We start from the raw sequence: 20,159 nt of genomic DNA on the forward strand, positions 1-20,159 counted from the left end.
CCCGCCTCACCGGCTCGTCGCAGCCGGCCGGCACGATCAAGGGCGCGGTGTCGCCGACGTAAGGCGGTCAGGAGCGCTCACCTCTATCTCTATTTGCTTGCTCGGCTTTGCCTCTCCCCTTGTGGGAGAAGCCGGATCGCATGCAGCAAAGCGGAATGCGATCCGGGTGAGGGGTTGCGGTCTATCGAGGGATGGAGTTCGCGGAGGCAGACCCCTCACCCGGATTTCCCGCTGACGCGCGAAATCCGGCCTCTCCCACAAGGGGAAAATCCGCACCTCCATATGGCGCCACAGCGATCCACACAGATCCACTAAATCATTGTAATTGCTGAAACTATAGTCGCTCAGGTACACTCGGCTCCACGTCCTTCTACACCCATATTGAGGACACTTTGAGGGACACCGAGGACAGTCATGGCTCGCCGCACCCGTTCCGCATCACTTGAAAATCGTACCAATCGTTCGAAACTCGCGCCACGCAAGAAGCCCTACACCGCGCTTATCGCGCCCGGCATCTTCCTCGCGTATCGCCGCAACGCTGGCCCTGGCACATGGTCGGTAAAGTGTAACGGCTGGCTGAAGCGGTTCTCACTTGCCGACGACCATGAGGACGCAAACGGGAACAGCGTGATGACGTATTGGCAGGCGCTGGAACACGCCAAGAAGCTGGCACGTGCTGGCGAGGGCAACAGCGAGCAGCCGATCAGTGTCGCGGAAGCGGTCGACGCCTATGAGACCGATCTCGAAGCTCGCGACGGCAGCAAGTACAACGCGACAGGCGTCCGCCGCCACCTCGGCTCACTCTCCAGCAAGACCGTTGCACTGCTCACCGAACGCGAATTGCGTGACTGGCGCGCTGGTCTCGTTAAGCAGGGCCTGAAGCGTTCCAGTGCCGACCGCATCGCTCGCTCGCTGAAGGCGGCGCTGGCTCTGGCCACGAGCAACGACAAACGCATTGCCAATGCAGCCGCATGGAAGAACGGCTTGAAGAAGCTGCCTGACAGCGAAGTCGCGCGCAACGTCATCTTGTCGGATCAAACCGTGGCCGCCTTGGTACGCGGCTCCTATGAGGCGGCACACGATTATGGTGTCCTGATCGACGTTCTCGCTGAGACTGGCGCGCGGGAAAGCCAAGTGCTCCGGCTACGCGTCGATGATCTGCAAGACCGCAATCCAGTCGCACCCCGGCTGATGATGCCTAGCAGCCGCAAGGGCAAGAGCCGCAAGGTCGAGTATCGTCCGCTGCCGATCTCACAACGATTGGCGAAGCGGCTGCGCCAGTTGGCGAAGAGCAAGGCTCCGCATGATCGGTTGATTGACCGCATCCCGAAGCTCGCAGGTCGATTTCATCCAATCGCAAAGCGGCTCGGTCTCGGCGCGAATGTCACGCCGTATGCGCTGCGTCATTCGTCGATTGCTCGGCAACTGCTCAAGGGCGTGCCGACGCGCGTCGTCGCCGCACACCACGATACGTCAGTCGCTATGATCGAGAAGAACTACTCTCGATATATTATCGGCGACCTGAGCGAGGCGCTCACGCGCGCGACGTTGCTCGATTTCGGTGCGCAGCCGCATCCAGCGGATATCGCAGTGCTCGCGCAACTGGCGTCGTGAGTCGGCGCAGGTGACAATCTTCGCGTGATCCACGACATAGGCTGCAATCTGTTCGGGTAAAGCCAGCTGACTTATCGACGTAATTCGTGACTTACCGACATGTTCCATGGACTTACCAACACTGCCGTTGCTGACAACTGAAAATACTGGCCTACTAATACTGCTCCTATTGAGGTGAGGTCACGTGACCTCCCGCATAACAGGAGCTTGATATGCCCTCTCCGGTCCAATCAAATGCGCGGGATGTCGCTGACGCCTACAGCGTTGACGAATTCTGCGCGCGTCATCGCATCAGCTCGCAGTTGTTTTATAAACTGAAGCCTCAGGGCTTGATGCCTGTGACTTTCAGCGTTGGCACGCGCGTTCTCATCTCGCGCGAGGCTGCCGCTGCGTGGCGTCGTGCGCGTGAGCAGGCGTCGCAGGCGCAGACGGCTACCAACGTAGCGTAGTCGCAGAAAAGGCGGCCCGTCCAGGCCGCCTCTCCAAAAAACTCACCACATCCCACTCAGAAATTTCCTAGGGCCTCATCACAGGTCGTTAGGAAAGGAACGATTGCAACCTCAAGAAAGAGTACACCATGACTAGTAACACACTTCCCGACGATAGCGCAAAGTGCGAGTTTGAAGCATACGGTGCCCTCCTTGCTGGCCGCATCGCGGACTACACTTATCGCGATCTGTTCGAGCCCGACGAATGGGTGCCGAAATTTGGTAGCCCTGCTGCCATCGCGCTCGGCTACGCGATGCGCGACTGGAACACGGTCCCGCTGCCTTTCCGCCAGAAGAAGCCGACCGGAAATGATTGGCAGCACCGCATTATTACCGGCAACAATGTGGAGCGGCTCTTTGGCGACTTGCCGCAGAATATCGGCGTGCAACTGGGCCTGAAGTCGGCCGGCCTGACGGACATCGATCTGGATTGCCCGGAAGCCGCCGCGATTGCACGCGCCGTGCTGCCGAAGACGGGCGCGATCTTTGGCCGTCAATCGAAACGCGACAGCCACTATCTGTACTTCACGTCGCTGGCGTCGAAGCTCGACCAGGCGGCGCTGCAGTTCAAGGACCCGGAGAGCAAGACTATGCTGCTGGAGGTCCGCTTTGGCGGTGGCGACAAGGGTGCGCAGACCGTCTTCCCGGGCTCGGTGCACGAGAGCGGCGAGCCGATCAAGTGGGAGGAAGACGGCGAACCCGCGCAGGTCAACGATGACGAGCTGTTGCGCCAAGCCAAGCTGCTGGCGGCACTCAGCCTGCTTGCCCGCTATTGGCCGGCGAACGGTGGTCGTCACGACGCCGCTCTGACTATCGGCGGCTTTCTGGCACGGTGCGGCTTCGATTTGCCGCGCGTCAAGCTGTGTGCCGAGTGTATCGCGCGCGCGGCAAATGATGAAGAATGGCGTGACCGCGTTCGGGCCGCATATGATGCAGCAGTCGCCTATCAGAAAGGCGAACGCACGCGCGGCTTTCCGGCATTAGGGGATCAGTTCGGCGAGAAGGTTGCCAACAAGATCGCCGAATGGCTCGATTTCAACGAAACGAGCGCACAGCGCGACGACGCGTACCCCGAAATGATCCGCAACAATCGAAAGACGCCGCCCGGCGGGTCCGCAGGCATGTCTAACGACATTGTCACGGAAGACAGCGCCGCGCAGGAATTCGTTGACCTGCATGGTGCCAGCCTGCGCTACTGCCATACCCGTGGCTCATGGTTCTACTGGAATGGTGTCTGCTGGAAGCCGGACGGCACGGGCCGCGCGTTCGACTATGCCCGCAAGCTGGCGCGCCAGCTTTCCGAGGACCAGGACGAACGCAAGCGCTACATCACAAACAAGACCAACTTCTCGGCTGGCGTCGAGCGCTTTTCGAAGCATGATCAGACTGTCGCTGTGACGAGCGAATTCTGGGATCGCGATATTTGGCTGTTGGGTACGCCCGGCGGCACGGTGGATTTGCGCACTGGCGAATTGCGTCCCAGCTCGCCTGACGACGGCATCACGAAAACAACAGCCGTGACACCTGCCAATACCGGCTGCCCGCTGTGGCTCAACTTCCTGAAGGAAGCTACGAACGGTGATGACGGACTGATCCGCTTCTTGCAGCAGTGGTGCGGTTACGCATTGACCGGCGATACGTCCGAGCATGCGCTGTTATTCATCTACGGCGATGGTGGCAACGGCAAGAGTGTGTATCTGAACACTACGTCATATATTGCGATGGACTACGCCGCCGTGTCGGCGATGGAGACGTTCACGGCTTCCACCACCGACAAGCATCCGACGGAACTCGCGATGCTGGCCGGTGCACGGCTGGTAACGGCGTCCGAGACCGAGGCGGGTCGTGCTTGGGCCGAGGCCCGCATCAAGCAGATGACGGGTGGCGATCCCATCACGGCGCGGTTCATGCGCCGCGATTTCTTCACTTACGTGCCGCAGTTCAAGCTGACCATTGTCGGCAACCACAAACCGACCCTGACCAACGTCGATCAGGCCGCGCGCCGGCGGTTTAACATCGTGCCGTTTATCCACAAGCCGTCTACGCCTGACCATCAGTTGCCAAAGAAGCTGTTGGCCGAAGCACCCGGCATTCTGTGGTGGATGATCGAGGGCTGCCTCGATTGGCAGAAGAATGGTCTGATCCGGCCGGATCGCGTGATCGAAGCGACCGAAGAGTACTTCAGCGATCAGGAGGTGTTTCCGCGCTGGCTGGAGGACGATTGCGTCACTGGTGGCACCGTTTCCGAAGCCAGCAGCACGCTCTACCGTTCATGGTCGGAATATGCTCGCGCGGTCGGTGCGAAACCTGGCACGCAGGCCGACTTCAAGGAAGGCATGCGGAAGGCAGGATTTGCCTATCGCAAGCGCAACAATGTGCGGGAGTTCTGCGGCGTCACTTTGAAGCCGCGCGACGGCACTGGTGCGTGAGTTGAGTAACTGACGTGGCAGGCGTGGCAAGTGTGACGGCTTTTTTCCTTTACCACCACATGCGCGCGCGTGTGGAGGACCATAAGGGACAGGCTGTCACGGTTGTCCCGCCTGTCACGCCAATCGGGCAAGCGTGGCAACCGTGACACGGTGGCGGGTCCTTCCCAACCCTCCGCCAATGCGGGTCGAGCGACGCGCTCGGTAGGCCCAGTCCTAGCCTTTTCTAAGGACAACAACAACGAGAGATGGAGTTCAAACGTGAAACTGATTTCCGCGTTCGGCGCGGCTGACATGCTGGAGCTTGACCGACAAACCGTCCGCCGCGCCCTGCGTCATGTCGCGCCGGATGGCTACGAGAAGAAGCAGCCTCGTTGGCGCATGAAGACGATCATCGAGGCCGTTGATCGGCACCTCGGTCGCCGCGATGCTGGTGCCTCCGGGCTTGCCCAGTCTGCCTTGGATACTCTCTATGAGCAGTTCGACAATGGCTGCAAGGCCCTCCACGGCGTGCCTGATCTTGATGCGCGGCGTCGTGAGGCCCGTCGGTTGATGGCTGTTATGGTCGAGCTGGACACAGCCATGCGCGCCGATGCCCGCGCGCGCCGTGAGGATGAGCTGCGGGCGGCCCTGCGTTGCGACGAGCATTTTCGGCTCGCGATGCGGAACTTTGAGAGGCCGTGCGCATGGACGCAAGAGCAGTGTTGGGCCTTGTTGGCGGAGGAAGAACAATGACCGACGATCAGAAGGCGCTTGCCGACGAACTGGATCGATTGTCGGCTGATGCAGCCCGCCTTGCGGACTGCGTGCGTCGGCTTGGTCGGGCTGGCGACGGCATAGACGATCTTCGCGAGGGCTTCTTCCTGACTGTGGCTCAGGCAGCCACTGTGTGTGGCGTGACCGATCAGGCGGTCTACAACTGGATCGGCGATGCCGAGCGGATGGGGCGTCCCATCGCTGAAAAGCGCGCCAACGTGTGGATCATTGATACAGCGCGGCTGTTCGCTTACGTCGAGAAGCATCGCGGAGGCTTGCCAGCGCGCGTCGAGGTGGAGAACCGTCTGCGGGAATTCTGGCCGAAGTGGTCGGAGCCGAAGGAGTGGCGCCCGGATGAGATGGAGCGTGTGTCGGAATGAGACCGGCTCCGGATTGCTCTGCTTTTGGGCGCATACGGGAAGTCACTGGCGAGGTACTTAAAACGGCGCTTTTAACCCGGCGAGTTCGTTGTCCAGCCGCGCCTGCTGAACTTCATCGACGAACTGCTTGCCCGCAAGGTTGACGTTTTAGTGTCAAAGTGGAAGTGACAACGACCGCCACCGCGGACCGGCACCAAAGCGCGACAGACGACGGGTTACAGAAATTGGCCGTCCCGATCTAAGCGACGAACCCTCAAGCGCCTAATTTAGAAAGACCACGACGTCAATTCGGCGTGGGTCTATGCTTAGGGGGCTTGCGTAGATGGTAGCGAGCCGTAGGAAATGAGCAAACAGCAGCGCAAAATTCTATGAAGCACGGATTGTTCGCGTTCTGCCGGTTATTCGAGCAGTACTGAGCGTACAGGTGCTTGCCATCTGGATATGTATAGATTGGGTTTTGTCCTCGACAGAGAGGGCCGCACGGCTGGGCTCTTACCCAAGAAACCGTAAGCATCGTTAGCGCTAATGTGGCAACCAATCCGATGCAAACATTTGTGTAAGGCTCTTGCACAATTTTGCTCCGCTATTGAATGAGATCGATCTCGCGAAGGAAGCGACGGTTCGTATTGCTTACTATTTCGGATCCAAGCGAGACCAGTCCAGCACTATGAATGAGGTGTCTGGAGGGGCAGCTCCCCATACACGGTCATTTTTCTGCCCTGGACCGACAACATTCGAAGAGATGCCATCTTGCTTGTTATTCGTGTAACAGGTGTACTGGTAAGCAACAAATCGGTCCGGGCTCAAGTTTTGAACGCCCCAAAAGTTAGTTCCGAGTGGGTCCGTCCATTGGTACGTTTTGAGCCACTTTGATCCGTCATCCTTTCCATCGCTGGACCACGGTTTCTCCCATGCAATTCCCATGTTGAGTCCGGGAAATTCTATTGGCCTAGTCTCTTTCTGAAGAAGATGAAAAATTCTATCAGCGACGAGGGCGCCATCTTTGTCGTAGTTCACAACGCGGACTGTTCTTGACTCGTCGCACGAATTTGACAGCTTCACATTCTTTGTGCCAAGATTCGTGAAATCAACACAGCCGCTCACTGGCTTAATCTTCCGGATGATCCCTTGAAATTGTAGAGCCGTTTTACCCTTAGGCTTAATTGCTTTCGGTTTGGCTGTAGTCATGGCAGCCCCCCCCCTTTTTCCTTGCGCGCTATCCTGCGTCGATCCTAGCGGGATTGCAACTCAAACGTGACATTGAAAACGCCTTCGCTCATTGAAGAAGGTGCAGGCTAAGGGCGTTGACTACATAATCAGGCTCCCTGACGAGGTGGTCGAATAAGAGTGCCCACTCGCATATTTGGCCATTTTCAGACCTGCTAGGCGTGCCCGGAAATGTCCGCTGTCGTGCCCGTAGCGGAAGTGCTCGCATGCACCTGCAAGGCCAGCTCGCAGCGGTGATGCGGAAATCACTCGCTCCTCGCCTACGCTCAAATGCTCCGAAGTAATGGAGCGCCCCAAGAGTAACTGCACCGAATTTGGAGCGCTCCAAGCGCACGATCTACGCAAATCAGACACTACGGCGTAGATTGGCGGCATGAAGAACCCGTTCCGAAAAGCACGTATGCAAATTCTCGAAACCACCATCGCCGCGCTGACGAAGCGCGCCGAACAGCTTGCCGTCAAGCGCGCTGCGGCTAAGACGGCGTTGGACAAGGCAACCAAGGCTCGCCAAGAAGCGCTGTTGTCGGGCGATCTCAACGACCAGCGCGCCCTCGACAACTTGCAGAGCGCCGTGGACACGGCCGCGTCCTTGATTGCTGGCCTTGACGATGCACTCGCCGTCTTGGCCCATGAAAAGACCGAAGCGGAACGTCAGCTCGCCGCCGAGCGTGAACGCACTGAGCGCGCCGCAGCGGCGGACAAGCTGGCAAAGCAGGTCGCTGCCATCGAGGCTGCTTTGCCTGGCTATCTCGCCCAATCCCGCGCGCTCGCCGATGCTCTGTCCGAGATCGGCCACTGGCATTTCGAAACGGACCAGATGGCCGGCTTCGTCAGCAACGCTGTGGGTCAGGTCGAGGTGGCTGCCAACTTCACGCTCGTGGAGCTGAAGGCGATGCCCGATGCGATCCGCCAGGGCCGTCAGGCGATCCCGGGAGAGCCCGCGCCTGCGCTTTCCGCAGCAATCGAGCCGACGCCGGAGACTCAGACCGTCTTCATGCTGCGCAGCGCGCACTATCGCGACCATGACGGCCGCAAGAAGTTCGCAGGCCAATGGGAGGATGCGACCATGCCGGTGGCGACCGCGCGCCGTGCCTTGCATGAGGGCATTGCAGCGGTCATGACCGATCCCCGCCGCAAGCAGCTTCGCGGCGTGCGTGGTGGCGATTTCAGTCCCCGCGCGGCTGATGTCGTCGACCTCGATGCTGTCGTGGAACCTCACGCGACGCCGCAAATCGACCCGGACCCGGTGCTGCGCGCGGCGAACTTCACCGAAATCGACCGCAGCGCCGATGCACGCTCGGTCCAGATTGAGGTGCCGCGCCTGTGAGCAAGACAGCAGCGCCTCCCGGTTGGCAGCCGCACCGTATCACTCATCGGGTCGATGGCTGGGTCGTCGACGACCACGAAACCCGCATCCCGGCTACGGTGGCCGAGATGATCGCCCGCGCGATGCCGCAGACTGGCAACAGCGCTGTTGCCGCTATCCGCGCACGCATGCTTGCACGCCACAAGAAGGTGCTGGGAAATGTCTGAACGGAATCCGACCGGGGAAGGCAGCGCGGAATACGCGACCTCTTTCGGCGTGTCGGGGGTCGATGAGTACGACATGCTCCTCGCCTCGCTCGGTCGCACGGAGGAAGAGGATCAGCGAGTTTCGGTGCACGAGGCGGGTCACGCAGTCGCCGCCCGCCTGCTGGGTCACCCGCTCGGCGGCGCGACGATTGATCCCGGGCCGGGTTACGAGGGACGCGTCTGGGGCGCGGCTCATGCGGAGGCGTTTGCGGAAGGCCGTGAGACCGACGCTTCCGATGTTCGAGACGCTATTGCGCCGATGATGCCCGAGCCTGGCGAGGATATCAGCTCGGTCTCTGACGTGTTCGCGAACATATACGGCCATTGCATCGAGCTGGCAGCCGGTCGCGCCGCTGAGCGCATGTTGCTGGACGATCACCATAGCCAGTCGGCTGGCGATGATCTCAGGCAGATGCAGGACCTGGCGCTGCTGATCTGCAAGAGCGATAAGGCGATTGAGACGTTCATCACGCACTGCGGCGTTGCTGCGCGTGACTTGCTGATGCCTTACGGCGACGCTGTGATGGTGTTGTCTACTGTGCTGCGGATCAGGCGCACGTTGGATAGCGCAGAGATTGATAAAGTTATCTCGGACGTTGAGGCGTGGAAAGCGTTGGCAATTGAGCATCGGCGCCGGGCGGAATGGCGGAAGCGCGAAGTGATGGCAATCGGCTTTGAACGTGATCACCTCGAGTTCTTGGGCTTCCCACCTCTTGCTCAGGATTAGGCGAGGTAATCAGTGACGCATGTGACCTTGAACGAGTTACTACGCTCCGTCGGGTCGATCTCTCGCACGTGATAGCCAAGACGCGACGGCGCTGAATGTGCCTTTGGGTGTTGGAGCCGGTGACGCTTCAACGATAGTGTACATCAGGCCGCCGCTGACGAGCCTCCAATCCACGACGTACTGTCCAGCCAACGTGACCTGTTCTTGCTGTTTCCCGGTGGGTTTTTTTATCGCGCCAGTCAGCGACTTTTGGCCTCTGAAATACCCATAGATCCCAGACGACGCCCCCTGGTAGAAAAGTGGGTCGTCAGCGAAAATTACTGTCGCAGCAAATTGAAATCCGCTTCGCCTTAGCTCTTCGCAAAAGGCGATGTCCTTGCAAAAGCTAAACATCTGTTCCGGGTACTGACCATTGCGGGGATACTTCAATTCAATGGCCGCCAACAGATCTCTTTTTTCGAGAGAGTAAACGACGATGTCGATCTCCCGCTTCGTGAAAGAGTGCGTGTCCGTGCCGAAAAAGAAACTGACGTTGCGCTCGAATTGAACCTTGCTGCCAGCGATCTCTGCTCGGAGAAAGATGCCTAGCTCATGCTGCAGACTGAACTCGTTGTAGATCTCGATATTGCCAGCCTTCATCGATGCGGCAAACTTGGAGAATAACAATTGAAAGTTGATCATCTGCACCACCGCCTATCGGATCGTCAGCGACGCGCCGAAGCTCTTTTTCGGCCTTGCAATAATCTCGTCCTCAGAGGCATTGTGCTCGTCGTACATGGCTTGGCAGCAGGACGGCATCTGATGGCTGTATCCTGGACAGCCACCTAGCTGTCGATGGAGTGTACCTGAATTCAAGTCCAGTGACCGAGCACCGCGCAGTTCGGCTTCGCGCAAGTGTCTCTGAACTTCGACGCGGAATTGCTCTTTCGGTGTCAAACCTTTCTCCCCCGTTCAATGCATCTGAGATTAAAATGTGAATCTAGCAATCGCCGTCGTCTACGAGAGAGAGGCCCCGCCCCAATATCGGGTTCATCACCCTCGGCCGCTCCGGCTCCGGTGCATGTTTGGTCAAGTTGACTTGAGGCGGCATGTCAGGTCGCTACAAGAGTGAGTTTCACTCAGAGGAGACTGACAACAGCTCCCAATTATATCCACCCACTCGTGAAGCCTTGCCGGGCTCTTCAGGCCACTGCAATATTGTCCACTTCAGTGATGGAGACCACCAAAGCGTGGTGGTGTGATAGAGCTTGTTCTGCCAGTAATATTCCTTCCTAATTTTGTACGCCCAGAACAGACCGGCCGGAACGCTAGCAAATCCGTAGGAAACGGCGTACTCGATTTCGACGGAGCTTGATGAAGGCAGATCATACTTGCTGGCTTTTCCGATGGTGCCGCTGCGAAGTGGCCAGAGATCGCGGATCAATTGCTTTTCTGCGACATCCGTATCGTCGAGACGCGCGCCAAGACCGCCGAACCAATCGTAGGTTCCCCAAGCGTCCGACCTAATCCGGCAATTGAATTGATCTTGTTCGATTGCAACCATCCGGTTGGGACGGTTGGTATTCCATGCCGGAACATTATACGTGAAAACGGTCCCAACATCTGGGCAACCGAACCCAGTTACCGGCGCAAATGCGGATGGAATGGGAATAAAGAACGCGCCCTGGTCGATACCACCAGCCGCCGTCGCGAATAAGATTGCGAGAACTAGGAAACTCAAAAAGAGAAATCGCGGCGCTTTCATTCAGCACCTTTTCCAAAATCAGATCGATATTCTAGTGAGCTTGACCATTCGCTCCAGGCGTAGAAAGCCATTGTTGGTGCGCGCGCGTGACATTCTCCGCTATCACCAGATCGGGAATGTTGCTTCGCGTGCTCTTGTCTATGTTCTTCGCTACGGTCAAGTACTGACCGTCTGGGACGGACATCAGGCGGCACTTCGTCACACTTCTCCCCGCTCATTCCCGGCTTCCTAGGCTGATCATTTGGTGTCTCGCGCAGCTTATCATTCGCTTTCGCTACATTAGCGCACGTTGTGCCTCTTCAATGATGATCGCTCGTTCGCTGCCCGTCAGCATATGGCCGCTCCTCGTCGTCTCTGGCGCGAAGAGCGACTTGCCGTAAGTCTCGCCGACGCGCAGGCCCCAATACTTCGCAGCACGCATACAAATGACCACACGCCTTCCAGCTTCAGCTTCGGGAAATAGGATGGACTGAGCCCAATCGAGAGCTATCCGACTTGATGGCAACGATGCCAATACGTCGTGGTCGACGAAGTCTTTCGAATGATAAGCCCCGATATTGAAGACTGCGATCTTGTCTCTGTGCTGCTCCCAGTCACCCAAGAACGACAGTCGGCTCTCCCGCCAGCGGTGCCCGGGTGAATTTGGGCCAGGCAGGTGCGCGTCACCGGTTCGTTGGCTTGCATAGAGTTGCTGAAGTTCGGGTGTCTTCGACTGATGCTCAAATCCTTTCGGCAAACCTGGCGAAAGGTAGAGCAACACAATGCGTGCGGTTCTGAGCGGTCCTGAAAAGCACAACGGCAGGCAGTTCAAGTTGAAGTCATGTTGCCCCTTAAGCCGTTCGAAGATCGGCACGTCGCTGGGATGGACGAAGTCCGACATCCCAATTTGTTGCCAGAACTCAAATAGGTCGCGCGCCACGGGTCGTCCTGCACCAGATCAATCTGCTAATTGCTGCCCGCAAAGGCGGCGGAACAAATCCACATCAGCAATCGTCTTGCCGATCAAGTCGCTAAAAAATCGCGGGCACCCTTGGCCCAGCCAAGATGAAGCGTCCGACCGTCGGCCAGTGTCTTACTCACGAGCCGACCAAGGTCTGCGGTTAGGCCAAGGAGATCGACAAACTCCGCATAGGCATCGAACCATTTGTTCTCAGGCGAGAAAGAATGGACGATCATCGCCGCGTCATCAGTCTTAAACCGCTCAGCTTCAAGCATGGCGGACACCGTGCGGTGAAATAGTTGGTAGTGGATCTCACTCCGAGGTGGGCATTCTACGCCGAGTTGATCACACAGGAACGCAAGCCGCTGCTGCTTTCCGGGTGATGGCTCTTGGTACCAATCTGCGATGGTTGGCCCGAAGGACTCATTGACCTTGCCTTCCACCGCGACGGCAATAGTGCGATTGCTTGATTTAACCAGAGCGAATACGTCTGTCTGGCTCTCTCTTCCCGCATCACGAAGCGACACCTTGTGCTCTGGGATCGCGATTAGCAGCTCACTACCTGGTCCGAACAGTGCGGCGATTTCCGGCGGCAATCCCTCTGCGGCTTCCCAGCAATGCGCGAGTGTTCGCGCGGAGTAGCCGGTGCGCCATTGCTTTTCAGGATCGGCGAGTAGTGTTTGCCAATTTTGCGGGCCTGTCGTGGGAACATAGATCCGTCGCATCTAAACTGTCTCCCAAGGTGTAGGAAGCAGAGAAATCTGCGCCTAATGGGTAGTGCGTACTCAATGGGGGTAGCCAGAGATCATGAGCGCGGCTTGCTCGTGCGTAATGACGCGTTGGAAATTGGAGATGCGTTTGTCTGACAGTGCGTCCTCGCCGCAGAAGAGAACGGCCATCCAATCGTGATGCGGGTTGACCGCTGCTCGCGCTTGAAAGGTCTGTGCAAAGCATGCTGCACGCAACGGATAAGCCTCGGGCTGTCCATACCCAAATGGCTCGAATGCATGCTTGAATTCAACGTGCACGGCAAGGACACGGCTGGAACGAGACCGGAGGAAGAATATCGCGTCCGACTCTAGACCTTTGCTGCCCTCAATTCGGCAGGTGCAGCGAGAGTCTTTTCCGCACCAATAGTTCGCCCAGAACGGCTGCTTCGTCGGGCCCCTTTGCCAACGTACTTTGCGTTGCTCTTCAAGAAGAGCTTGCGAACCGAGATACTCGGTCTCGATAGGTGCGCCTTTGATAAGCCAATCTCGGACCTTCTCTGAAGAGAAGACGCCGTTCGCAATCGCGTCCAAATATGGTTGCGCCTTCGAGGAATAGGCTGGCAACGGTTTCGTCCTAAAAAAATATGGCCTGGATCGCAGGCCCTGATGAGCTAAATCCACCGTGGAAAGATTGCATTGTTTCGCAACCTTTGCGCGTGGGTCAAGCGGATAGGCCAGCAAACGATCCGTAATAATACGGTGTTGGACTTAGGGTCTTGTCTCCTTGACCTGCGCGCTGAGAGACGACGCTACGGGCACCGGCTATGCACGGAGGAGTATGCTCTCCCGCCATCTCGTACAGTGCGTCGTATTTTTTTGTCTCCCAAGAACTCTACAATTTCGGAGGCTCGCGTCTGCATACCCTCACCGCTACAAACCATGTGCAGAGTAAGAACTCGGCCAGTCACTTTCGAGTTCACGATTTTGCAGTCATTCTCGTAGCCGATGAAGCGCGGTCCTTGATATGTCAGCAGACCTTCAGTTTCACCCGCCCTTCCGTTGCAAACTCTCTGGCTATCAGAGTACCATTTACCATCCAGAGCCTGCACCGATGGAGTGGTCGGTGATGCCGATGCAGTAGGAGATGCGCTGCCTGACCTGAAACAGGCTCGCAGGCCGTCGATCACCTGGCCCGGATTGTCTAAGTCAATCGATAGCTTCTCGTGTCCAAGGTCGGTTACCTTGATCTTTTCCGAAGCAACAAAATTTCCGAGAAAAGCCTGATCTATCTTCAAGACGACGCCTGGCGTTCCTCTGTATCCGTACGGATGCACGTCGCCCCAGCGTTGTCCAGCGAGGGCAATTTCTATTGAAGGCGTCTGTTCTTCTGAACCATCAAGTTTGGTCGTAAACAACTTCGGAGAGACAGTTATGAGCAGCGTTAGCCCATCGATACGGTCTCCGCTAATGGAGAGGTAATTGCCATCTCCATACTCCAAGCGCGCAACGCAGCCGACGCCAAATCGGGCCGTCGATATGCTCCATTTCCCGACCGAAGCGATCTTCTTATCAGGCTCTAGCTGGGCGTGGACTGGCGGGGCCGCGATGACTAGGAAAAGCAACACAGCCGCAGCAGAAAATGCGTTCTTAATGTTCATCAATTCCACCAAATGCTTTATCGGTGCGAGGTTGCCGACGTAGCGGTTGATTACGCGAAACAGCGTGCGGATTGCCTCTTGTTTTGTGGTGATCGAATAGAGGTCTGCAAATTGGATGACAGTCGTGGGAGAGACAGTAGGGCCTGCGGGTTTAGGCATGCAGATGCTCAGACAGAAATCGTTCGATATAGGTAATCATATCCATAACGTCTTCTTCACGAAATTTGTCCGCATTCCCATGCGCCGCGCTATTGCGTATGTCCGCCAGAGCGGTGATTCGCTTCTGGACTTGAAGGTTATAGCTTCCGGATTTCGCAAGGTCCGCGTTCATCTTGTCGAGCTTGCCGCTTGCTAAGCCTCTATCGGTGCACATTTGCCGAAGTGTTGTTTCTAAGACGACGCCGGCGATCACGGCTGCCGCAGCCTTATATTTGGCTGCCAGCAGCTCTTTAGCTTGCTCCAACTCGCTGTCAAAAAGCTCGGATTGGATCAAACTGCGCACGGAATTCAGATAGCCGCCGTCGAAATCCTCTTGAGCGGCATCAAAAACTGCGCCCAGCTGCTTCAGTTTCTCAAAGTTTGATCGGTACGCCTCTGGTCTCTGCAGTTGTCTAAATCTTTCAACATGGGCTGAGTCGGTTGAACAGGCCATCTCCAATAAGTTGAGCGCCTTTACCTCCCAACCAATTAGCGCGTCGTTATCGATGCGATAGCCCGCGAACGGGCCTTGTTCGTACTGCTTTGTACTTTCGATCGAGTCGCGCTGGATCCGCAATTCATCGAAACGCTTCGACAGTTTAGATGCACTCACAAACGGGATCCTCCTAATAGCCCCGTTTGCCGCTCACGCTGGAGCGGGGGGGAATGGATTTGGCGGCGTTTGGACCTGGGTTTGCTGTGGCGTTGCGGCTGCCACGAAGAGTGGTTTTTGACCCTGCAGCACCGCCAAAACTGATGACCTAAAAACACGCAATTCATCCTGCTCCGTTTGCCAGCCAAGAGGAATGTAGGCCAGCCGATCCAATTCATGTCGATCAAGTGCGACGCCCGACGCAATTGCAATCGCATAAAGCAAATCAAAAAAGAGGTCGTTTCGCCGAGTGAGGAAATTTCGAAGATCATTCCCTGGCGGAGGCACCGTTTCGGACAGGTTGGCGATATATGCTCGATAGGCGTCGACCACCATTTGGTAATTGAAGAATTCAAGTTGGACCTGATTAAGTGCACTGACGTGATCTGGATGCATGACCATTTTGCGAGTACGCATCAAAGTCGAAAGAATTAGTCGCTTTCGAGTTTCGGCGTCGCGTTCAATATCCTTGTGTCGCGTGATCTCGACAGCTCTGATCGGGCCATAAACTATGGCGACAATCGTAGCAGCCAAAATTGCAAAATTGATACAATCAGTGAGTTTCAACGTCCAAAAAGACTCGGTCATTCGAATTACCAGTCCCGCAGTTTCTGAAATTTCGCGTTGACCGGTCCCATAGGGGTGGTGATCCCAATTACTTGACCGTTCCAGAAGTCCTTTGGCAGCACAAATTCAAGCGGCACTCTCTGCTCAGTGGCAGGCGGAGACGCACCCGTTATCAGGTTCGCCGCTTGTGCGGGAATGACGTAAACGATGGTGCATTTGAGCCCCCGTTCGGTGGCCTCGACTTGACCATCGTATTTGAGGCCGCCGCCATCAACACCGATAAATATCTCGCCGCGAATGGCGAAGAGAACAATCGTGTTACCGGCACGTCCAGTTAAATAGGCCGCGTAAAAGCCGTCCATGCGGTCACCAGATACATGTGATTCGGTTCATCGAACGATTTGGCACGCGGAGCGTGTGTACGTGCAAGTAATAAGGAGTTTGTCCCACTATTCACAAGGCAAGCATCAGGAGGCACTGCGGCCCCTCTTCGAGCTTCTTCATTGGTCGCTATCTCCCCCCGGCCACCACGTCGAGCGCGGATCGTCGGCCGAAATCTTCGTCGGCCGAAGCGCCACCGGATGGCTTCGCGTGCACGGATAGCCCCGCACCTTCGAGCAGTCTTTGCAGCGCATGTAACGCTCTAGCTCGTGGATCGGCGTCGTCTTTGGTCGCCGGACGATATCAAGGGCTACCGTCTGATGCGTTTCGCAGCCAAGGCATTTGACCTCTAGATAGCGGTACCCAGCATTCAGCGGGTCGCCGAGCCTGGGCGAAGGCCGTGCCGGTCCTTGGAAAGCGAGCATGCGCTTATTCCAGGCTTCGCAGCAGAGGCGGTCGGCCAGCTTGCGGACCTCGGCGACCCGCTCGGCTGAAGCTCGGACCGAGCCGCCGTAGATGGTCTCTCGTGATTTTGTGCCCACCCTCATCAGACCTAATGCTGAATTGCCAGCAAGGATAGATTTAGTGCATAAACCTATACTCGTAGACCGGGTGCAAGCCATACCTTATGAGAAAGACCTCCGATCCAGACCTATTGGAGTCCGGGATTTATACGATCCCTGAAGTGGCCGAGCTTGTGCAAGCGCCGCAGGAGATTGTCCGGGTTTGGGTTGAAGGGCACACGGGCAAGCAGGTGGCCGTGATTGACAACCAGCTCGGCCGCGTCGGTGGCAAGGTTGCTGTCAGTTTCACTAATCTGATGGAATTGCGCTTTGTGGCAACGTTCGCGAGCGCTGGGGTCGGCTTACGTGAAATTCGCAAGATCATGGACGAGGTCAAGCAAACGCTAGAACATCCGCATCCATTCGCCACGCACACCATATTCAAGACTGACGGCAAAAAGATCGTTGCCGAAATCGCTCAACGCAACGGCGTCAGTATCTATGATCTCCGCACCAAGAATTTCGAGATGCTGGCAGTCGTGATGAAGTCGCTGAAAGACGACGTTGCGTATGACCCGCAGGGAGACGCCATTTCGTGGAGACCAAGGCCAAAGATTGCCCCCAACGTCATCGTCCATCCACATTTTTCGTTCGGCCGACCCGTCTTGAAAGACAGTCGTATTCCTACAGCTACATTGGCGCAATCTGCAAAGGTCGAGGGCAGCGCGGCATTTGTCGCTGACATTTTCGACGTTCCGGAACGACAAGTACGCGAAGCCATAAGATTTGAACAAGAATTGCGTAAGGCAGCTTGAAAATAGCGTTTGACGAGAACGTTCCAATCGCAATGGTGAAAGTCTTCCAGACATTCGCTAACGAACGACAATTGAAGAAAAAGATCGGCGCATTTGAAATCACAAGCGCTACCCAGTACACGCCGAAGCCAACCGACGGCGATTACCTGAAAAAGAATGATGCGCCCTGGATCAAGAGATTTGCGACAGCCGGAGGTAGGGTAGTCATTTCAGGCGACACCGACATGAGATACGTGCCACACGAACGATTGGCGCTCATCCAAGCGGGCATGCTTGTATTCTTCTTCGATGGTAAATGGAGCCAATGGGACTTCTTTCGCAAGTGCTCCTTGTTAATTCATCATTGGCCCGCCATCGCCAGCCGCATCAAGAGAGGGAAGGCGCCAGCGTTTTGGCACGTACCACTTAGTTGGCACGAAAAGGCTAAGTTACGCAAAGTATCTACCGATGATCCGAAGAAGCTAAAACTGGAGCGCAAGATAAAGCACCGTCCTACTCGTAGGCCACCAGAGATGAAGAAGTCGGAGCCGCCAGTGGCGCGAGAGCCTACGCTTCTAGATTTGATGGCGGCTCCGGCCAAGGAAAGGTGAAGTGATCATCCCATGACGACCTTCATTGTCGATTGCCCACGTTGCAAAGCCAAGGTGGGAGCCGAGGAGGCAATTCACGTCGATAGGTCATATTTCGATGAAGACGATGGAGAGCCGTATGGCTACCGCATCTCCGTTGGCAAGTGTCCACATTGCAAGACTGTCTTGGTAGGCCGCTCAGAGCAATTCTATTTCGTCGGATACGAAGGCGCTGAATATGACTCATTCGGCGATATCGTGAGAGTTTACCCCAACCCACCGAAATCATTTACAAGCTATCGGATACCGAAAACGCTCCGCCAATCCCTCCTGGAAGCTGATCTATCCCTTCAGGTGGGAGCAAACATTGCTGCTTGTATGATGCTTGGACGGGCGTATCCCTCCGACGGGAACCGCGGCTGGCGTGCTTGTGAATTTTGGCGAACAAGTCAGAAATCGTCTGTATGGACGTCTATACGGACAGATCGGTCGGCCGGCTTGAGATCGTCGAAACGGGCGGTCGGCGTCGCTTCAGCGACGCGGCGAAGATGCGGATTGTCGCAGAGAGCTACTCAGGACGGCGCTTGGGATCGGCGACAGCCCGCAAGTACGGGATCACGCGCTCGCAGTTGGCGGACTGGCGTAACGCCGCGCGAGCCGGGCATTTCGGCGCGGTCTCGCCCGAGGGGTTCGTGGCGGTGGTGGCGGAAGCGTCGTCGCCAGTGGCAGGGCCGCCGAGATCGAGTGGAGCAGGCCGGATGGAGATTGTGAGCCTGAACGGCCGGCGCGTGATCGTCGACCGCGGCGTCGATGTCTCAGTGTTACTTTGCGTCGTGCGGGGGCTTGAGACGTTGTGACGATAGCGCTCCCGTCAGGTCAAGGCGTGCGCGTATGGCTGGCGACGGGTTATACGGACATGCGATGTGGGTTTCCGTCACTGGCGCTGCGGGTGCAGGAGGTGTTGAAACTCGATCCTTTCGCGGGACATTTGTTCGTCTTCCGGGGTCGCAGCGGTTCGCTGGTGAAGGCGATTTGGCATGACGGCCAGGGGGCATGTCTTTTTACGAAAAGGCTCGAGCGCGGAAAGTTTGTTTGGCCGTCGGCTGCGGCGGGAGTCGTCACGATATCGCCTGCGCAACTCAGCTATCTTCTGTCGGGAATTGACTGGCGCCATCCGCAAGAGACATGGCGCCCGGCGCGGAGTGGATAGCATTTTTGCGATTGAATATTTGGCCTGATGTGATTCGATGGCTTCATGACGTTGAAGCCGAACGATCTTCCCTCCGACCTTGAGAGTGCCCTGGCGGCGCTGCAGGCCGAGCGTGAGGCGCGCCAGAAGGCCGAAGCGAAGGCCGCCAACTGGCAGGCGCAAGCCGCGAATGCGCAGGCGAAACTGTCGGACACCGAGGCGCTGATCGCGCATCTCGAGTTGCGCATCGAGAAGCTGAAACGCGAACTTTATGGGCAGCGCTCCGAACGCACGGCGCGGCTGCTCGAGCAGCTGGAGCTGGAGCTCGAAGAGCTCGTCACCACGGCGAGCGAGGATGAGCTTGCCGCGCAGGCCGCAGCGGCGAAGACGCAGAACGTCCGCTCCTTCACGCGCAAGCGGCCGGTGCGCAAGCCATGGCCGGATGACATCGAACGCGAGCGCATCGTCATTGAGGCTCCAACGAGTTGCGCCTGCTGCGGTGGATCGCGGCTGGCAAAGATCGGTGAGGACGTGACCGGGACGCTGGAGGAGATCCCGCGGCGCTTCAAGCTGATCGAGACGGTGCGGGAGAAATTTACCTGCCGCGATTGCGAGAAGATCAGCCAGCCGCCGGCGCCGTTCCATGCCACGCCGCGTGGCTTCATCGGCCCACAATTGCTGGCGACGATGCTGTTCGACAAGTTCGGCATGCATATCCCGCTCAACCGCCAGAGTGCGCGCTTCAAGTGCGAGGGGATCGACCTGCCGTTGTCGACGCTGGCCGACCAGGTCGGCCACGGGACCTTCGCCGTCATGCCGCTCTTCCACTTGATCGAACGCCATGTGCTCGCTGCCGAGCGCCTTCATGGCGACGACACCACCATCCGTATCCTGGCGAAGGGCAAGTGCACGACCGGGCGAATCTGGACCTATGTGCGGGATGACCGGCCCTTTGCCGGGCCTGCGCCGCCGGCGGCGGTCTATTACGCCTCGAGCGACCGGCGAGGCGAGCATCCCCGGAAGCATCTGGCCGCCTTCGCCGG

General features: G+C 57.3%; 24 protein-coding genes. 13 read left to right on the forward strand and 11 right to left on the reverse strand.

Translation table 11 applies throughout. The features are described 5' to 3' along the window. The 5 genes from AS156_RS45915 to AS156_RS05890 all read left to right on the forward strand — a co-directional run. The coding region (locus AS156_RS45915; RefSeq protein WP_201455996.1) for a hypothetical protein at positions 1 to 315 on the forward strand (315 nt) is incomplete at its 5' end. 99 nt (positions 316 to 414) lie between these two features. Beyond that, positions 415 to 1,614 carry a tyrosine-type recombinase/integrase gene (locus tag AS156_RS05870; protein ID WP_066501250.1) on the forward strand — a complete coding sequence of 400 codons (1,200 nt, stop codon included), beginning with the start codon at positions 415 to 417 and terminating at the stop codon, positions 1,612 to 1,614. A gap of 577 nt (positions 1,615 to 2,191) precedes the next feature. After that, entirely contained in the window at positions 2,192 to 4,531 is a 2,340-nt protein-coding gene (locus AS156_RS40360; RefSeq protein WP_082747354.1) for a phage/plasmid primase, P4 family, read from the forward strand. Between the two features lie 258 nt (positions 4,532 to 4,789). Then, on the forward strand, positions 4,790 to 5,263 hold the full coding sequence (locus tag AS156_RS41785) for a hypothetical protein (protein WP_136626034.1): 474 nt from the start codon (positions 4,790 to 4,792) through the stop codon (positions 5,261 to 5,263). Beyond that, a complete protein-coding gene (locus tag AS156_RS05890) occupies positions 5,260 to 5,664 on the forward strand; it encodes a MerR family transcriptional regulator (RefSeq protein WP_066501256.1) in 405 nt (134 codons plus the stop codon). Before AS156_RS41785 ends, AS156_RS05890 begins: the two co-directional genes overlap by 4 nt. A gap of 633 nt (positions 5,665 to 6,297) precedes the next feature. Here the strand turns inward: AS156_RS05890 and AS156_RS41790 are convergent. Further along, on the reverse strand, positions 6,298 to 6,852 hold the full coding sequence (locus tag AS156_RS41790; protein WP_136626035.1) for a hypothetical protein: 555 nt from the start codon (positions 6,850 to 6,852) through the stop codon (positions 6,298 to 6,300). A gap of 412 nt (positions 6,853 to 7,264) precedes the next feature. Here AS156_RS41790 and AS156_RS05895 point away from each other — a divergent pair, with 412 nt between their 5' ends. The 3 genes from AS156_RS05895 to AS156_RS05905 are packed head-to-tail and all read left to right on the forward strand — an operon-like array spanning position 7,265 to position 9,190. After that, positions 7,265 to 8,218, forward strand: coding sequence for a hypothetical protein (locus AS156_RS05895; protein ID WP_136626036.1), 954 nt, complete (start codon positions 7,265 to 7,267; stop codon positions 8,216 to 8,218). Then, entirely contained in the window at positions 8,215 to 8,424 is a 210-nt protein-coding gene (locus AS156_RS05900) for a hypothetical protein (RefSeq protein WP_066501260.1), read from the forward strand. The genes AS156_RS05895 and AS156_RS05900 overlap by 4 nt, the downstream gene beginning before the upstream one ends. After that, positions 8,417 to 9,190: an ATP-dependent metallopeptidase FtsH/Yme1/Tma family protein gene (locus tag AS156_RS05905; RefSeq protein WP_066501263.1), complete on the forward strand. Its 774-nt coding sequence runs from the start codon at positions 8,417 to 8,419 to the stop codon at positions 9,188 to 9,190. The genes AS156_RS05900 and AS156_RS05905 overlap by 8 nt, the downstream gene beginning before the upstream one ends. Before the next feature lie 39 nt (positions 9,191 to 9,229). Here the strand turns inward: AS156_RS05905 and AS156_RS05910 are convergent, their stop codons facing one another. The 10 genes from AS156_RS05910 to AS156_RS43970 all read right to left on the reverse strand — a co-directional run bounded on the left by AS156_RS05910 (position 9,230) and on the right by AS156_RS43970 (position 16,588). Beyond that, the gene (locus AS156_RS05910) at positions 9,230 to 9,871 is read right to left on the reverse strand and encodes a hypothetical protein (RefSeq protein WP_066501268.1); all 642 of its coding nucleotides are present in this window, start codon (positions 9,869 to 9,871) and stop codon (positions 9,230 to 9,232) included. A gap of 433 nt (positions 9,872 to 10,304) precedes the next feature. Further along, positions 10,305 to 10,934: a hypothetical protein gene (locus AS156_RS05915; RefSeq protein ID WP_066501271.1), complete on the reverse strand. Its 630-nt coding sequence runs from the start codon at positions 10,932 to 10,934 to the stop codon at positions 10,305 to 10,307. 274 nt (positions 10,935 to 11,208) lie between these two features. After that, the gene (locus tag AS156_RS05920) at positions 11,209 to 11,853 is read right to left on the reverse strand and encodes a hypothetical protein (RefSeq protein WP_066501272.1); all 645 of its coding nucleotides are present in this window, start codon (positions 11,851 to 11,853) and stop codon (positions 11,209 to 11,211) included. A gap of 83 nt (positions 11,854 to 11,936) precedes the next feature. Next, positions 11,937 to 12,599: a DUF6946 family protein gene (locus AS156_RS05925; RefSeq protein ID WP_066501274.1), complete on the reverse strand. Its 663-nt coding sequence runs from the start codon at positions 12,597 to 12,599 to the stop codon at positions 11,937 to 11,939. A gap of 60 nt (positions 12,600 to 12,659) precedes the next feature. Beyond that, entirely contained in the window at positions 12,660 to 13,208 is a 549-nt protein-coding gene (locus tag AS156_RS05930; RefSeq protein ID WP_066501275.1) for a hypothetical protein, read from the reverse strand. A 185-nt stretch (positions 13,209 to 13,393) separates the two neighbouring features. After that, positions 13,394 to 14,401: a hypothetical protein gene (locus AS156_RS05935; protein ID WP_066501278.1), complete on the reverse strand. Its 1,008-nt coding sequence runs from the start codon at positions 14,399 to 14,401 to the stop codon at positions 13,394 to 13,396. Then, on the reverse strand, positions 14,394 to 15,053 hold the full coding sequence (locus AS156_RS43965; protein ID WP_066501281.1) for a DUF4145 domain-containing protein: 660 nt from the start codon (positions 15,051 to 15,053) through the stop codon (positions 14,394 to 14,396). Before AS156_RS43965 ends, AS156_RS05935 begins: the two co-directional genes overlap by 8 nt. Before the next feature lie 33 nt (positions 15,054 to 15,086). Continuing rightward, on the reverse strand, positions 15,087 to 15,680 hold the full coding sequence (locus tag AS156_RS05945) for a DUF6680 family protein (protein ID WP_066501288.1): 594 nt from the start codon (positions 15,678 to 15,680) through the stop codon (positions 15,087 to 15,089). A 5-nt stretch (positions 15,681 to 15,685) separates the two neighbouring features. Beyond that, a complete protein-coding gene (locus tag AS156_RS05950) occupies positions 15,686 to 16,021 on the reverse strand; it encodes a hypothetical protein (RefSeq protein ID WP_066501294.1) in 336 nt (111 codons plus the stop codon). Positions 16,022 to 16,159: 138 nt separating this feature from the next. Beyond that, a complete protein-coding gene (locus AS156_RS43970; RefSeq protein WP_430641779.1) occupies positions 16,160 to 16,588 on the reverse strand; it encodes a hypothetical protein in 429 nt (142 codons plus the stop codon). Between the two features lie 137 nt (positions 16,589 to 16,725). Between AS156_RS43970 and AS156_RS05955 the strand changes: the two genes are divergently transcribed. The 5 genes from AS156_RS05955 to tnpC form a co-directional block, all read left to right on the forward strand. Further along, positions 16,726 to 17,358, forward strand: a complete 633-nt coding sequence (locus AS156_RS05955; protein WP_136626037.1) for a DUF433 domain-containing protein — start codon at positions 16,726 to 16,728, stop codon at positions 17,356 to 17,358. Next, positions 17,355 to 17,948, forward strand: coding sequence for a PIN-like domain-containing protein (locus AS156_RS05960; protein WP_066501298.1), 594 nt, complete (start codon positions 17,355 to 17,357; stop codon positions 17,946 to 17,948). The genes AS156_RS05955 and AS156_RS05960 overlap by 4 nt, the downstream gene beginning before the upstream one ends. A gap of 443 nt (positions 17,949 to 18,391) precedes the next feature. Further along, positions 18,392 to 18,784, forward strand: a complete 393-nt coding sequence (gene tnpA, locus AS156_RS05965) for an IS66-like element accessory protein TnpA (protein ID WP_066501300.1) — start codon at positions 18,392 to 18,394, stop codon at positions 18,782 to 18,784. Positions 18,785 to 18,810: 26 nt separating this feature from the next. Further along, complete coding sequence (tnpB, locus tag AS156_RS40370; RefSeq protein ID WP_347336611.1) at positions 18,811 to 19,137, forward strand: IS66 family insertion sequence element accessory protein TnpB; 327 nt, start codon at positions 18,811 to 18,813, stop codon at positions 19,135 to 19,137. A 45-nt stretch (positions 19,138 to 19,182) separates the two neighbouring features. Next, positions 19,183 to 20,159, forward strand: a 977-nt coding sequence (tnpC, locus tag AS156_RS05970; protein ID WP_136626039.1) for an IS66 family transposase, incomplete at its 3' end; no start/stop codon positions are given.

It is taken from the genome of Bradyrhizobium macuxiense (assembly GCF_001542415.1).
Taxonomy (GTDB): Bacteria; Pseudomonadota; Alphaproteobacteria; order Rhizobiales; family Xanthobacteraceae; genus Bradyrhizobium; species Bradyrhizobium macuxiense.